Origin of the sequence: Thalassotalea fonticola (genome assembly GCF_032911225.1) — a bacterium.
Lineage (GTDB): Bacteria > Pseudomonadota > Gammaproteobacteria > Enterobacterales > Alteromonadaceae > Thalassotalea_A > Thalassotalea_A fonticola.
Genome location: NZ_CP136600.1, coordinates 244000 through 260285, shown reverse-complemented (window position 1 = coordinate 260285; position 16286 = coordinate 244000). Strand labels below are relative to the sequence as shown.

At 41.1% G+C, this 16286-nt stretch carries 12 protein-coding genes, 2 tRNA genes and 1 rRNA gene; 5 read left to right on the top strand and 10 right to left on the bottom strand.

Annotation, left to right across the window (positions count from 1 at the left end; translation table 11 throughout):
- Window positions 1-411: 411 nt before the first annotated feature.
- The 10 genes from RI844_RS01115 to RI844_RS01070 form a co-directional block, all read right to left on the bottom strand.
- Window positions 412-487 (bottom strand) — tRNA-Ala (locus tag RI844_RS01115).
- A 101-nt stretch (window positions 488-588) separates the two neighbouring features.
- Window positions 589-665 (bottom strand) — tRNA-Ile (locus tag RI844_RS01110).
- Between the two features lie 117 nt (window positions 666-782).
- Window positions 783-2325, bottom strand: a 16S ribosomal RNA gene (locus RI844_RS01105).
- A gap of 608 nt (window positions 2326-2933) precedes the next feature.
- Window positions 2934-3470: a D-glycero-beta-D-manno-heptose 1,7-bisphosphate 7-phosphatase gene (gene gmhB / locus RI844_RS01100; protein WP_348396644.1), complete on the bottom strand. Its 537-nt coding sequence runs from the start codon at window positions 3468-3470 to the stop codon at window positions 2934-2936.
- 147 nt (window positions 3471-3617) lie between these two features.
- Entirely contained in the window at window positions 3618-4379 is a 762-nt protein-coding gene (locus RI844_RS01095) for an SDR family oxidoreductase (RefSeq protein WP_348396643.1), read from the bottom strand.
- A 30-nt stretch (window positions 4380-4409) separates the two neighbouring features.
- Window positions 4410-5297 carry a 3-hydroxyisobutyrate dehydrogenase gene (gene mmsB / locus RI844_RS01090; protein WP_348396642.1) on the bottom strand — a complete coding sequence of 296 codons (888 nt, stop codon included), beginning with the start codon at window positions 5295-5297 and terminating at the stop codon, window positions 4410-4412.
- Window positions 5298-5325: 28 nt separating this feature from the next.
- Window positions 5326-6444: an enoyl-CoA hydratase/isomerase family protein gene (locus RI844_RS01085; RefSeq protein ID WP_348396641.1), complete on the bottom strand. Its 1119-nt coding sequence runs from the start codon at window positions 6442-6444 to the stop codon at window positions 5326-5328.
- Between the two features lie 8 nt (window positions 6445-6452).
- On the bottom strand, window positions 6453-7229 hold the full coding sequence (locus RI844_RS01080) for an enoyl-CoA hydratase (RefSeq protein ID WP_348396640.1): 777 nt from the start codon (window positions 7227-7229) through the stop codon (window positions 6453-6455).
- Between the two features lie 13 nt (window positions 7230-7242).
- Window positions 7243-8400, bottom strand: coding sequence for an acyl-CoA dehydrogenase family protein (locus RI844_RS01075; RefSeq protein WP_348396639.1), 1158 nt, complete (start codon window positions 8398-8400; stop codon window positions 7243-7245).
- A gap of 110 nt (window positions 8401-8510) precedes the next feature.
- On the bottom strand, window positions 8511-9695 hold the full coding sequence (locus tag RI844_RS01070) for an acetyl-CoA C-acyltransferase (protein ID WP_348396638.1): 1185 nt from the start codon (window positions 9693-9695) through the stop codon (window positions 8511-8513).
- A gap of 280 nt (window positions 9696-9975) precedes the next feature.
- Here RI844_RS01070 and RI844_RS01065 point away from each other — a divergent pair, with 280 nt between their 5' ends.
- From RI844_RS01065 to RI844_RS01045, 5 genes are all read left to right on the top strand, one after another.
- Complete coding sequence (locus RI844_RS01065; protein WP_348396637.1) at window positions 9976-10383, top strand: MerR family transcriptional regulator; 408 nt, start codon at window positions 9976-9978, stop codon at window positions 10381-10383.
- A 40-nt stretch (window positions 10384-10423) separates the two neighbouring features.
- The gene (locus RI844_RS01060; protein WP_348396636.1) at window positions 10424-11590 is read left to right on the top strand and encodes an isovaleryl-CoA dehydrogenase; all 1167 of its coding nucleotides are present in this window, start codon (window positions 10424-10426) and stop codon (window positions 11588-11590) included.
- 254 nt (window positions 11591-11844) lie between these two features.
- Entirely contained in the window at window positions 11845-13452 is a 1608-nt protein-coding gene (locus RI844_RS01055; protein ID WP_348396635.1) for a carboxyl transferase domain-containing protein, read from the top strand.
- 10 nt (window positions 13453-13462) lie between these two features.
- Entirely contained in the window at window positions 13463-14254 is a 792-nt protein-coding gene (locus RI844_RS01050) for an enoyl-CoA hydratase/isomerase family protein (protein WP_348396634.1), read from the top strand.
- A 13-nt stretch (window positions 14255-14267) separates the two neighbouring features.
- Window positions 14268-16286, top strand: a complete 2019-nt coding sequence (locus RI844_RS01045; RefSeq protein ID WP_348396633.1) for an acetyl/propionyl/methylcrotonyl-CoA carboxylase subunit alpha — start codon at window positions 14268-14270, stop codon at window positions 16284-16286.

The following is a 16286-nucleotide window of genomic DNA, read 5'->3' as shown; positions in this document are numbered from 1 at the left end:
ATACAACCCCAAAAAGTTTCCTTTAAGACTGTTCGGTGACTAAACCGAACTAAGTTGCAAGTCTGACATTTTCACGCATTCATAAGAATGTTGACATCTTCATGTCAAACCTAAACATTGCTGTTTAGGCCTTGAGTAAGAACAACTAACAACACGATAAGAGTTGCTAGTTATAATGTTGAGTTGTTGTATAAAACAACTCAGTGATAAACAATAAATTGTTTATCGTGGTGATTTGCTGACGTTTATGATTGGAGGTCATAAACACAAATCACCGGGTTTAATATCAGCTTTCCAAATTGTTAAAGAGTTAATCAACACACGCATTCGGTGAGGATTTTGGTAAAAAACCAAATTTAAATCATCAATCTGATGTCTTAAATTTGGTTTCTTTAATCGAAGAAGAGTAAATGGTGGAGCTAAGCAGGATCGAACTGCTGACCTCCTGCGTGCAAGGCAGGCGCTCTCCCAGCTGAGCTATAGCCCCATGATGTTACTCATGGTATTTAGCGTATTTAACAAGGCATTTCATGGCAACGTTTAGTTTTCTTAAACGAGTCATAAAATAACGACGTTAAATCGTTAAATTGGTAGGTCTGGGCAGACTTGAACTGCCGACCTCACCCTTATCAGGGGTGCGCTCTAACCAGCTGAGCTACAGACCTATCATGATGGGTCTGCAACTTAAGTAGTCACGACCTATACTTCTTCATCTTTCGTTATCATACAATTTGTGTGAACACTCGCAGAGCTTGCGCTCTCATTAAGTTGTCTACTTAAGGTAAGGAGGTGATCCAACCCCAGGTTCCCCTAGGGTTACCTTGTTACGACTTCACCCCAGTCATAAATCACAAAGTGGTAACCGTTCTCCCGAAGGTTAAACTAGCTACTTCTTTTGCAACCTACTCCCATGGTGTGACGGGCGGTGTGTACAAGGCCCGGGAACGTATTCACCGTGGCATTCTGATCCACGATTACTAGCGATTCCGACTTCACGGAGTCGAGTTGCAGACTCCGATCCGGACTACGACAGACTTTCTGGGATTCGCTCCACCTCGCGGTCTCGCTGCCCTCTGTATCTGCCATTGTAGCACGTGTGTAGCCCATCCCGTAAGGGCCATGATGACTTGACGTCGTCCCCACCTTCCTCCGGTTTATCACCGGCAGTCTCCTTAGAGTTCCCGACACTACTCGCTGGCAAATAAGGATAGGGGTTGCGCTCGTTGCGGGACTTAACCCAACATTTCACAACACGAGCTGACGACAGCCATGCAGCACCTGTCTCAGAGTTCCCGAAGGCACTAATCTATCTCTAGAAAATTCTCTGGATGTCAAGGGATGGTAAGGTTCTTCGCGTTGCATCGAATTAAACCACATGCTCCACCGCTTGTGCGGGCCCCCGTCAATTCATTTGAGTTTTAACCTTGCGGCCGTACTCCCCAGGCGGTCAACTTATCGCGTTAGCTGCGCTACCCACAGATCAAGTCTACAGACAGCTAGTTGACATCGTTTACGGCGTGGACTACCAGGGTATCTAATCCTGTTTGCTCCCCACGCTTTCGTGCCTCAGCGTCAGTATTTGTCCAGGTGGCCGCCTTCGCCACTGATGTTCCTTCCAATCTCTACGCATTTCACCGCTACACTGGAAATTCCACCACCCTCTACAATACTCTAGCTTGCCAGTTCAAAATGCAGTTCCAAGGTTGAGCCCTGGGCTTTCACATCTTGCTTAACAAACCGCCTACGCACGCTTTACGCCCAGTAATTCCGATTAACGCTCGCACCCTCCGTATTACCGCGGCTGCTGGCACGGAGTTAGCCGGTGCTTCTTCTGTTGCTAACGTCACAGCTAGCAGTTATTAACTACTAACCTTTCCTCACAACTGAAAGTGCTTTACAACCCGAAGGCCTTCTTCACACACGCGGCATGGCTGCATCAGGGTTCCCCCCATTGTGCAATATTCCCCACTGCTGCCTCCCGTAGGAGTCTGGGCCGTGTCTCAGTCCCAGTGTGGCTGATCATCCTCTCAAACCAGCTAGAGATCGTCGCCTTGGTAAGCCTTTACCTTACCAACTAGCTAATCTCACTTGGGCTAATCTATGAGCGAGAGGTCCGAAGATCCCCCCCTTTGGTCCGTAGACATTATGCGGTATTAGCAGTCGTTTCCAACTGTTGTCCCCCACTCAAAGGCATATTCCCAAGCATTACTCACCCGTCCGCCGCTCGACGCCGAAGTAGCAAGCTACTTCTCGTTTCCGCTCGACTTGCATGTGTTAAGCCTGCCGCCAGCGTTCAATCTGAGCCATGATCAAACTCTTCAATTAAAAAGTTGTTACATATCGACACGAAACAAGTTCGCGTCTACTCAATGAATTCTGAATATCTTGTTCTCACTTTTAAAAAAGTAAGTTCAAAACTGTTTCGTATCAATCGAAGCGAATGATACTAAAACGTACTAATTAATCTTCATCGCTAAATAAAGAAAAATTAATTTGTTTGTGTGTTCATCATCATTAAGTGATTTCGATACCGAGGTATCTATGTTGTAAATCAATCTTAATGTGAGTGCCCACACAAATTGCATGATAACTAATTGTTAAAGAATCGTTCTATTCGAACGAAGAGCTAATCGCATTCGTTAGCTTCTTTGCTTGAGCTCTCACAACGTTAACCGTTGTTGTTTGCCCGAAGCAGGATGCGCATTATAAGCACCTCATTTTTAATGTCAACCATTTTTTGAATTATTTAAAAGTTTATTTTTAAACGTTTCATCAACGATTAAGTTGCCTTATAACATAAGTTAACTTATAAAAATGACCTCTTGGGTTGCCCCGAAGAAGAGATGCGCATTTTAGTGATTTTTACTAGAAGGTCAACACCTTTTTTAAAATTAATTAATAAAGATGTTATTTTGATTATTTAATGAGCAATACTAGTCAATATGGTTGATTGCTGAGCAAACATTATTGATCCGGTGTGCAGTGATAGCACCATCATCGGAATATTTACCGCTAACTAAGATGCGATTATGCACGCCTGCGTTTTCAGCAGCTTTAATATCAGAAACTTTATCGCCAATAAAGATGCTTTGCTTAAGATCTATTTTATGTTTTTGTGCAGCTTTAAAGATCATTCCAGGTTCAGGTTTTCGACATTTACATGCTAATTTATATGCATCAAGGCCTTTAGTTGGATGATGAGGGCAAAAGAATACATCAGTGATAATTATTCGCTCTTTCAAAAATTCTTTTTTCATCCAATCAGTTAGTGTCAAAAACTGCTCTTCTGTATACTTTCCTCGAGCGATGCCTGATTGGTTTGTAATAACTATAAGTTGTAAGCCAAGATCTTGTGCATGACGACAAACATCAAATATGCCATCGACAAATTCAAATTCTTCCGGCTTGTATACATAGCCATGGTCAACATTAATAATGCCGTCTCTATCTAGAAATAACGCTCTATTCATTTATTACTCTTTATTTACTCAGTTATGATACTAGCTCCTAGCTCCTAGCTCCTAGCTCCTAGCTCCTAGCTCCTAGCTCCTAGCTCCTAATATTATAAGCAAAAAAAAACGAGCATAGCTCGTTTTTTATTAAAATTTTCAAGCAATTTACATGCTTAAGCCACCGTCACATTCAACAACACGACCAGTAAAGAAATCATTTTCAAAAATGTATTGTGCAGTATGAGCAATTTCTTCTGGTGTACCTAAACGGCCAACAGGTTTCATTTTCTCTAAACGTTCACGCATTTCTGGTTTCATTGCATCAGTCATCGCTGTTTTGATAACACCTGGTGCAATTGCGCCAACACGGATGCCTTGACGTCCAAGTTCACGAGCCCATGTTACAGTCATTGCAACAACGCCAGCTTTTGCTGCGGCATAGTTTGTTTGCCCCATATTTCCACCACGAGCAATTGACGACATATTAACGATAACACCTTGACGATCATGTTTTATCATTTGTACTGCAGCCTCACGACCACATAAAAACACGCCGGTTAAGTTCACATCAATAACTGATTGAAACTGTGCCAGTGACATTTTTTTAGTTATTTCGCCATCTTTGGCTTTAACAAACATACCATCGCGTAAGATGCCGGCATTGTTAACTAAACCATCAATACCATTAAAGTCGCTAGCTATTTGTGCAAATGTTTGTTCAACTTGCTCTTCATTAGTCACATTAGCTAAATAGTATTTCGCCGAGCTGCCAACTTGTTCTACTAAACTTACTGTTTCAGCCAGCATTTCTTCGCTCAAATCGATTAGTGCTAATTTAGCACCTTTCTTAGCAAACTCTACAGCCATTGTGCGACCTAAACCTTGACCGCCACCAGTGATTACAATTACTTTATCTTGTAAATTCATTTTTCTACCTTTCTAATATGTTGGACAGGCCTAAGCCTTTTCAAACATTTTGATAATACTACTAAAATCTTTACCGCCATTACCTTTGCCTGCGTGTAAAGCGAATAAACTGCGGGCCATGGTTCCCATAGGTGTTGCAGACTGACTTTGTACTGCCGTATCCATAGCCAACCCTAGATCTTTAGCCATTAAATCAGTCATAAAACCACCATTATAATTATTTGATGAGGGTACATTTTCCATCACCCCAGGACACGGATTATAAACTTCTAAAGTCCAATTTCGACCTGAGCTTTGTAACATGATGTCTGAGAGTACCTTTGCATCAAGACCATTGTCCATGCCAAGCTGTAATGCTTCTGCAGTTCCGGACATTAAGATAGCTAATAGCATGTTATTACATACTTTTGCCACTTGGCCTGCACCATGAGCGCCAGCATGAAAAATATTTTTCCCCATATTATCAAGTATCGGCTTAGCGCGGTTAAAGTCAGCAACATCACCACCAACCATAAAACTTAAAGTACCTGCTTGAGCACCACCAACACCGCCTGAAACAGGAGCATCGATAAAGTTAATACCTTTATTAGCAAGTTCAGCGGATACTTTTATTACAGTGCCCTTATCTATAGTTGATGAGTCAATGACTAAACTACCGTGTTTAATGTAATTAATTAAACCGTCATCACCTATATATAATCCTTCAACATGCTTGCCTGCAGGAAGCATTGAAACTATAAAGTCTGCATCTTTTACACATGTTGAAACTTTATCAGCAGTAGATGCTCCTTCACTAACTAATTTAGCGACAGCCTCAGGAAATAAATCAAAAACTGCAACTTGATGACCTGACTTAAGTAAGTTTGAGGCCATAGGGCCGCCCATATTACCTAAACCGATGAATGCGATATTCGCCATAGTTAACTCCTAAATATGAATTCTGTAATTATAAACTAGCTAAAGGGTGTTCAGTTTTAGTCCAAGGGGATGTAAAAAACCAATCGATAACATTTGCTTCAACATCACTTACACTATTGTATTTCCACTGCGGATTATTATCTTTTTCAATTAAAAGTGCGCGAACACCTTCTTTGAACTCACCAAACTCACCACATTTTGTTGATACGCCAAGTTCTAACCTAAAACATTCTAGCAAAGATAAATTAGCACTTTCTTGAAGTTGACGATAAGTAAGCATGGCACTAATTGGGCTGCCATGAGCAAGAGACGTTTTCGCTCGCGACAACCATTTATCTTCAGTTTCAAATGTTAAAATATTATCAACTATAGACGTTAAATTATCTCCGTTAGTTAGCTCAGTGATAAGTGATTGATGATGCTGTACATTTGAAATAGGTGCATTCGCAATAGAGCGTTGTTCAAAACCGACAATAAGTGAACTTAACTTTTGATGATTTAAGGCAATGGTATCGCCCCAATTTACTGTTAATAACTCATCTAATAGGGCCAGTTTTTTATCATTATTAATAAAGTGGTCGGCAAGGTGAGTGTATTTAGCATCAGCGGCATTAATAGAAGCGCCGGTTAAACCTAAAAACAAGCCACTGTTACCCGGCATTTTATTTAAAAAATAGCTACCGCCAACATCAGGATATAAGCCTATACTGATTTCTGGCATTGCAATCCGTGTAGTTTCGGTAACAATCCGATGACTACCACCAGCCATTAGGCCTAATCCCCCCCCCATTACAATACCATTGCCCCATACGATAAAAGGCTTGTCAAAGGTATGGATCAAATAATCTAATTGATATTCGTCACGAAAGAACTCTTCAATACCCGGTGCTGGATCGCCGTTTTTTTCAGGCAAGTTATTATAAAGGTGAACAATGTCGCCACCAGCACAAAAAGCTTTTTCGCCAGCGCCCTGTAAAAAAACCGCCGCTATGTTGCGGTCTTTTTGCCATATTGATAACTGTGGATATAATTGCTTCACCATGTCATGGCTTAACGCATTTAATGAGCGCTCAGCATTTAACGTAGCAACGGCAATTTTTTTACCATTGCTACAGCTTAATTCTTCAAATAATACTACTTCAGACATGGTTAATCCTATTCGTTTAGCCATTGTGGTTTACGTTTTTCGAGAAAGGCGTTAACCCCCTCTTTTTGATCTTTACTGTCAAATAAATCTACGAATGCTTGACGTTCTATCGGCAACGCTTCATCTATAGGCATTGAGCGATTCATTTGAATTAGATTTTTACATGCTGCAACGGCTACAGGGCTTTGTCGTGCAACTTTCGCTGCAAGTGCTATAGCAGCCTCTTTTGCTGTACCTTTAGCAACAACTTCTTCGACTAAACCAATGCGTAACGCCGTTTGTGCATCAACTCGTTCACCACATAAAATCATCCGTTTAGTCCAACCTTCGCCGACTAATATATGCAAGTTCTGAGTTCCACCTGCACATGGCAATAAACCCACAGAAGCTTCAGGTAGTGCCATATTTGCATGCTCTTCAGCAATGCGCAGGTCGCATGCGAGAGCGACTTCAAGTCCCCCGCCCATTGACCAGCCATTTATGGCAGCAATTGATACCCCTCGAAACTTAGATAGTGTTTCAAATGCCTGACCAAATAAATTAGACATTAGTGTAGCTGTTGCTATGTCGCCATCGGCAAACAGGTTTAAATCAGCACCGGCAGAAAAGAATTTTTCGCCGCCACCGGTAACTACTAATGCATAAATATCTTTATCTTGGTTAAGCGCTTCAACCATAGTTGTTAACGCAGATAAACTTTCAACAGTCCAAGTATGAGCAGGAGGGTTATTAAAAGTAATTACCGCGGTATTACCATTTTTTTCCAATTGTAATAAATCAGTCATAGGATAAAAAACCTTATAAAATTTGGCCTGCGCCTTCAGTTAATAAACGACGCGAAACTATAAGACGCATGATCTCATTAGTTCCTTCTAATATTTGGTGTACACGAACATCACGAAAGTGGCGCTCTAGTGGATATTCTTTGATATACCCATAACCGCCATGTATTTGCAGAGCTGCATCACACACCTTAAAACCAACATCTGTTGCAAATTGTTTTGCCATTGCACAATAAGCCGTTTTTTCAGGGTCGTTACTGTCTAATTTAAATGCTGCTAAGCGCACCATTTGACGTGCGGCTACCAGTTCAGTGGCCATATCAGCCAATTTAAATTGCATACCTTGAAAAGCAGCAATTGGCTTACCAAACTGTTCACGCTCTTTCATGTATTCAAGTGCTGTATTTAATGCCTGTTGCGCGGTACCTATAGAACATGTGGCAATATTTATACGACCGCCATCTAGGCCTTTCATCGCAATAGCAAACCCTTCACCTTCTTCACCAAGTAAATTAGCGACAGGAATACGTACATCTTCAAAGGTAATTAAGCGAGTTGGTTGTGCATTCCACCCCAATTTCTCTTCGGCTTTACCGTAAATAACACCAGCAGCATCGGCTGGAATAACAACCGCAGAAATACCTTTAGCGCCAGGCCCACCAGTACGCACCATAGCAATTAGTACATCTGTTTCACCGGCACCCGAGATAAACATTTTCGAGCCATTAATAATATACTCATCGCCATCTTTTTTGGCCGAAGTTCGCAAAGCTGCGGCATCAGATCCAGCCCCGGGCTCAGTTAAACAGTAAGAAGCAAGTTGTTGACCACTGACTAAGTCATCACACCACTCATTTTTAACAACATCGGTGCCCCAAGTGGCTAACATCCAAGTAGCCATATTATGAATAGTGATCATCGCGGTTGTGGCTGTACACCCCATAGACAACTGCTCAAAGATGATTGATGAGTCTAAACGTGATAAACCCAAACCACCGGCATTTTCTGGGCTATATAAACCACAAAAGCCAAGCTCTCCGGCTTTGGCAATAACGTCTTTTGGAAAAATATGCTCACTGTCCCACTTTGCAGCTAACGGTGCAAATTCGGCTTGCGCAAATTGGCTAGCCATATCAGCAAACATTTGCTGATCTTCAGATAAGTTAAAATTCATCATTGATTCCTAATATTGAATTACAGATCTAGATTAGATTAAAGATCGAAAATTCATTGTTACATACAATAACCGCGGCAAAGGCCGCGGTTATTCATAATAATTATTGCTTAAAGCATTTCTACGGCGATAGCTGTGGCTTCACCACCACCAATACAAAGAGAAGCTACACCTTTACTTAAACCGCGTTGTTTTAGGGCATGAATCAGTGTCACGATAATACGAGCCCCACTTGCGCCAATTGGATGACCAAGTGCACACGCTCCGCCATGAACGTTTACTTTGTCATTATCTAGACCAAGCTCTTTAATTGCTAGCATAGTAACCATAGCGAACGCTTCGTTTATTTCAAATAAATCGACATCATTTTTTGTCCAGCCAATACGAGCAAACAATTTATTCATTGCACCTACAGGTGCTACGGTAAACTCGCTTGGCTTTTGCGCGTGGTTAGTATGGCCAACTATTTTACAAAGAGGCGTTAAACCACGCTTTTCAGCTTCCGACAAGCGCATTAACACCATAGCTGCAGCACCATCAGAAATAGAACTTGAATTAGCCGCAGTAATTGTTCCGTCACGTTTAAACGCCGCACGTAATGAAGGGATCTTTTCCGGGCGGGCATTGCCTGGTTGTTCATCGGTATCAACAGTTACATCACCGCGACGAGTTTTAAATGTTACCGGAGTAATTTCATCTTTAAAGTGCCCATTATTAATTGCGGCGTTAGCTTTCGTTAAAGAAGCGATAGCAAATGCATCCATATCTTCACGAGTAAAAGCCACGTCATCGGCTGTAACTTGGGCGAAACACCCCATCGCAATTCCGTCATAAGCATTTTCTAAACCGTCAAGCATCATATGGTCAAGCACTTGACCATGTCCCATACGCATACCGCCACGGGCCTTTGGTAACATGTAAGGTGCTTGTGACATACTTTCAAAACCGCCAGCAACAGCAACATCAATACTTCCTGCGGCAATTGAATCATAAGCGTTCATGGTAGCTTTCATACCTGAACCACACACTTTGCTTACCGTAGAACATACAGTACCTAAGTCTAAATCGGCACCAAGTGCTGCTTGACGAGCCGGGGCTTGTTTAAGACCTGCAGCAAGTACACATCCCATCACAACTTCATCAACTTGATCTGAAGCTAAGTTGGCTTGTGAAACAGCTGCACGGATTGCTTGTGCGCCTAAAGTTGGCGAAGTCACGTTGCTTAATGCGCCCATAAAGCCACCCATAGGTGTTCTAACGGCTGATACAATTACGATAGGATCGGATAATGACATGTTAATTGTCCTTTACTTGAAGTGAATTCTAAAATTATAAATTTCGCATTAGAGTACATTAGTTTACAAGTTTACGCCAACGTTAAGCAAATTCAATATAAGTAAAAGTGTAGTCAATTCATGACAAAGTCTACAAATACTGGCTTTAGCGAGCATTCTGTATGCATAAACCCAATTATCATTATATAAATCGTCTAGCACCCCCACTAAAATAAAGTTTACCTTTACGTAAACTTACCTTGAGGTTATACTCATTTAAAATTATTAATCGAATTATCTTATGGCAACTCAAAAAACAGTAACGTTCTCAATTAGCGAACTCGCCAAAGAGTTTGATATTACCACTCGTAGTATTCGTTTTTATGAAGATCAGGGGTTAATTATTCCTGAGCGTAAAGGCCAAACTCGCATTTATAACCGACGTGACCGTGTACGATTAAAATTAATTTTACGAGGCAAACGCTTGGGCTTTTCTTTAGCGGAAACAGGCAGGTTATTTGAGCTTTACGATAATGACAAAACCAATACCAGCCAACTAGATACGATTAAAACAATAATTTCAGAAAAAAAGGCAGCCTTAATTCAACAACTTGATGATATTAAAGTCGTGCTTATGGAATTAGATACATTAGAGAAGCGCTGTGAAATAGCGCACAAAGAATTAAATAAAAGCATTAATTTAAACTAAAATAATTAAATGCGTTTCAACACTACATAAAGGATCAACCATGATTTCTACTTTTTCTTCATTAAACTTTAATCTAGGCGAAACCGTGGACATGATCCGCGATACCGTAAACTCGTTTGCTCGTGATGAAATTGCGCCTCGTGCTGAACAAATTGACATCGATAATGAATTTCCTGCAGATTTATGGCGTAAATTTGGCGACTTAGGTTTGTTAGGCATGACCGTTGAAGAACAATATGGCGGCTCAAACTTAGGCTATTTAGAGCACATGGTAGCGATGCAAGAAATTAGCCGCGCATCTGCATCGGTAGGTTTAAGTTATGGCGCTATGTCTAACCTGTGTTTAAACCAATTAAGTAAAAATGGCTCTCATGAACAAAAACTAAAGTACTTACCGAAACTTTGTACAGGTGAGCACGTTGGCGCGTTAGCAATGAGTGAGCCAAATGCAGGCTCTGATGTAGTAAGCATGAAACTGCGTGCCGATAAACAAGGCGATAAGTACATTTTAAACGGTAATAAAATGTGGATCACTAACGGACCAGATGCCAACGTTTATGTAGTTTATGCTAAAACCGATGTTAATGCCGGTTCTAAAGGTATGACAGCCTTTATTGTTGAACGTGACTATCCTGGCTTTTCTCGTCATCAAAAGCTAGATAAATTAGGCATGCGAGGTTCAAACACTTGTGAATTAGTATTCCAAGATTGTGAAGTACCTGCCGAAAACATTTTAGGTGAAGAAGGCAAAGGTGTACGAGTACTAATGTCAGGCCTAGATTATGAGCGTGTTGTTCTTTCAGGTGGTCCATTAGGGATCATGGATGCATGTATGGACTTAGTCGTTCCATACATTCACGACCGCAAGCAATTTGGCCAATCTATCGGTGAGTTCCAACTTGTGCAAGGTAAAATTGCCGATATGTACACTCAAATGAATGCAGCAAAATCGTATGCCTATATGGTTGCGATGGCTTGTGATCGTGGTGAAACTACTCGTAAAGATGCTGCCGCTGTAATTTTATACTCAGCCGAATTAGCAACCCAAATGGCATTAGATGCAATCCAATTACTGGGTGGTAATGGTTATATCAATGAATTTCCGGCAGGTCGTTTATTGCGTGATGCTAAACTTTATGAGATTGGCGCAGGTACATCAGAAATTCGTCGTATGTTGATTGGCCGAGAGCTATTCAACGAATCGTAAAGAAAAAGAAACTAGAAAGAGAAACGAGAAACTAAGAGCAGGAATTTGAACATGATGTGCGAAAGTTCATGTTCTTTGTTCTTTGTTCTTTATTTGAGAGAGTTAATCATTATTGAAGATCCTGAAATAAATTCAGGAAAGCGATTGGTTCAGAGTAACAAATTGACAGCGGAATTGCTGTTAGCGTTTCTCGTCTCTAGTATCTCGTTTCTAACTTTGAACGCAGTTCAAATGAGAACATATAAGGAAAACACGTGGCTAAAATAACCAGTAAAATAAACGTTCGCAGTCAAGACTTCGCTGATAATGCGGCGCACATGCAGGTTCAAGTTGACGATTTAAAAGTAAAGCTAGACAGTATCAAATTAGGTGGCGGAGAAAAAAGCCGTGAACGTCATTTAAGTCGTGGTAAGTTACTGCCCCGTGATCGTGTTTATAATTTATTAGATTCAGGCTCGCCATTTTTAGAGTTTTCTCAATTAGCCGCTAATGATGTATATAAAGACAACATCCCAGCTGCGGGTATTATCACAGGTATTGGCCGTGTTGGCGGACAAGAATGTGTTATCGTTGCCAATGATGCAACGGTTAAAGGTGGGACGTACTATCCGCTCACCGTTAAAAAGCATATTCGAGCTCAAACCATTGCACTAGAAAACAATTTACCTTGTATTTATCTAGTAGATTCCGGTGGTGCTAACTTACCAAACCAAGACGATGTATTTCCTGACAGAGAGCACTTTGGTCGTATTTTCTTTAACCAAGCCAATATGTCGGCACAAAACATTCCACAAATAGCGGTAGTAATGGGTTCTTGTACAGCTGGTGGCGCTTACGTGCCAGCGATGGCTGATGAATCAATTATTGTTAAAGAGCAAGGTACAATATTTTTAGCCGGTCCTCCACTCGTTAAAGCAGCAACAGGTGAAGTTGTAAGCGCAGAAGATTTAGGCGGCGCCGATGTTCATTGTCGAACATCCGGTGTTTCTGATCATATGGCTCAAAACGATCATCATGCATTACAAATTGCTCGTCAAACCATTGCTAATCTAAACCGTGTTAAGCCGGTACAGATGAACATTGAAGAAGTGCAAGAGCCGAAGTATGACGCCAAAGAAATTTACGGCATAATTCCTAAAGACTCTCGTCAACCTTATGATGTACGCGAAGTTATTGCCCGCGTTGTTGATGGCAGTGAATTTGATGAATTTAAAGCATTATACGGTACAACTCTGGTTTGTGGTTTTGCACGCATCTTCGGATACCCTGTTGGTATTGTCGCCAATAACGGGATACTTTTTGGCGAATCAGCACAAAAAGGTGCGCACTTTGTAGAGCTATGTGCACAACGAAAAATTCCATTAATTTTCTTACAAAACATCACTGGCTTTATGGTTGGTAAACAATATGAAACTGGTGGCATTGCCAAGCACGGCGCGAAAATGGTAACCGCGGTTGCGTGTGCCAAGGTTCCTAAATTCACAGTACTAATTGGTGGTAGTTTTGGCGCTGGCAACTACGGTATGTGTGGTCGTTCTTACGATCCTCGTTTCTTATTTATGTGGCCAAATGCACGTATTTCAGTAATGGGCGGTGAGCAAGCTGCAGGTGTTTTAGCTCAGGTCAAGCGAGATCAAAAAGAAAAAGCTGGTGAGAGTTGGAGTAATGAAGCAGAAGCTGAATTTAAACAACCAATTATTGATACCTATGAAAAGCAGGGGCACCCATATTATGCCTCAGCCCGACTTTGGGATGATGGTGTTATTGATCCGAGCGAAACCAGACAAGTACTTGGTTTAGCTATTTCTGCATCATTAAATAAAGAAATCGAAGCTACCCGCTTCGGTATCTTTAGAATGTAGGACAGTATTGATGAATGATAATAAAGTATTATTAAACATAGATAATCGCGGTATTGCTACCGTTACTTTAAATAATCCAGATAAGCATAATGCCTTTGATGATGGGGTGATTAATGAGCTCACTAATATATTTAATAATGTCGCCGCAAATTCTAATGTTAAAGCGATGGTATTAGCATCTACCGGTAAAAGTTTTTCTGCCGGTGCTGATTTGGGCTGGATGAAGCGCATGGCAAGTTATTCATTTGATGAAAATTTAAAAGATGCCAATGCCTTAGCCAATATGCTTAAGATTCTTAACTTTATGCCAATGCCAACCATTGCCAAAGTTCAAGGCGCAGCGTTTGGCGGAGCCGTAGGTTTAGTAAGTTGTTGCGATATTGCAATTGCATCCGAGAAAGCCAGCTTTTGTTTGAGCGAAGTAAAGCTAGGGCTGATCCCAGCAACAATTAGCCCATACGTGGTAAATGCAATGGGCTTAAAAGCCTGTCGACGATACTTTCAAACGGCTGAGCGTTTTTTTGCTAATAAGGCACAACAACTTGGTTTAGTTGATGAAATATGTGCAGTTGATGTATTAGATAGCGAAGTTGAAACTATGTTAAATACTTTACTCCAAAACAGTCCTGCGGCCGTTAAGCAGGCGAAACAATTAGCATTTGACGTGGCTTACAAGCCAATAAATGATGAATTATTAGAAGATACCAGTAAGCGCATTGCCGCTATTCGAGTATCGTCAGAGGGTCAAGAAGGGTTAACTTCATTTTTCGAAAAACGCCCTGCAGCCTGGATAAATAAATAGGATCGATACAACAATGTTTACTAAAATATTAATCGCAAACCGTGGTGAAATTGCTTGTCGCATTATTAAAACTGCTCGTGAAATGGGCATATTAACCGTAGCCGTATACTCCGATGCTGATGCTGATTCATTACACGTAAATATGGCTGATGAAGCTATACATATTGGTGGTTCGCCTTCACGTGAAAGTTATCTTATTGGTGATAAAGTTATTGAAGCGGCTATTCGAACTGGTGCACAGGCTATTCACCCTGGTTATGGTTTCTTATCAGAAAATGCTGATTTTTGCCGAAAATGTGCCAAACAGAATATAGTCTTCATTGGCCCTCCTGTACCAGCTATTGAAGCAATGGGCTCAAAATCAGCAGCAAAAGTTATTATGGAAAAGGCTAATGTGCCATTAGTGCCTGGTTATCATGGTGACGATCAAAACCCAGCAATAATTAAGCAAGCTGCAGATGACATGGGCTACCCTGTTTTGCTTAAAGCTACCGCTGGCGGCGGTGGTAAAGGCATGCGCCAAGTTTGGTCAGAAAGTGAGTTTGATGAAGCATTAGCTGCGGCTAAGCGTGAGTCTTTATCGTCATTTGGTGATGACACTATGTTGGTTGAGAAGTATTTAACTCAACCTCGACACGTAGAAATTCAAGTATTCTGTGACAATCACAACAACGCCGTTTATTTATTTGAACGAGACTGTTCAGTACAGCGTCGTCATCAAAAAGTGATTGAAGAAGCCCCAGCACCAGGCATGAGTGAAGAACTTCGTAAACAAATGGGTGAATCAGCGATTCAATCAGCTAAAGCAATTGGTTATCAAGGTGCTGGAACAGTTGAATTTTTACTTGATGTTGATGGCTCATTCTACTTTATGGAAATGAACACTCGTTTACAAGTAGAGCACCCAGTTACTGAAATGATCTCTGGCCAAGACTTAGTCGAGTGGCAGTTACGTGTAGCAGCAGGTGAAACGTTACCGCTTAAACAAAATGAGCTTGTGCTTAATGGTCATGCGTTTGAAGCAAGAATTTATGCAGAAGATCCAAATAATGATTTTTTACCAGCTACCGGAAAATTAAATTATTTGAGAATTCCTGTTGAAAGTGAACATGTTCGCATCGATACCGGTGTTCGCCAAGGTGATGACGTTAGTGTTTTTTATGACCCAATGATCGCAAAGTTGATTGTTTGGGGGGAAAACCGTGAAAAAGCACTACAATTATTAGCTAAATCATTAATGGAATATCGTATTCAAGGTGTTACGACCAACATAGACTTCCTCTATAACTTAGCAACGGCTAAACCATTTCAACAAGCCGATTTAGACACTGGCTTTATTGAAAAGCATCACGATTTAATTTTTCATGAAGACGAAAAAACATTAGCAGATGAACTACCAATTGCAGCATTGTACTTAGTATTAGCGCAGGCTAGCAAGGCTAAAGCAGTAGCGAACAATACAAACGACCCTCACTCTCCCTGGAATGCCACCAATGCATGGCGTTTAAATGAAGCTAATATTCATGCCTTTGAACTGGAGCATAACGATATTATTTATCCAGTACAGGTTGAGGAAAAACGTCAAGGCAGCAGTACATTTTATTTAATTACCGTCGCGGGAAAAACCATTGATTGTCAGGGTCATATTGATGGCGACACCTTATTTGCCAATGTAAATGGCTATAGGTTTAATGCTACCGTGGGTGAAAATCTGGGGCAATACAGTTTATTTAGACAAACAGGCGTTATTCACTTTGCCAAAGTTGAACCAGATTGTGGTGACGCAAATAGCGAACAAGCTGGCGGCGGACTTACCGCACCAATGAATGGCACTATGGTGACTTTATTAGCCGATGTTGGAGAAGCGGTTAAAAAAGATCAACCGCTACTGATCATGGAAGCAATGAAAATGGAGCATACTATCCGAGCTCCATCTGACGGTAGTGTTTCCGAATTTTACTTTAATGTAGGTGATATGGTTGATGGCGGCGCTGAATTATTAGCCTTTGCCGCAGAAGATGAGAGCAAATAA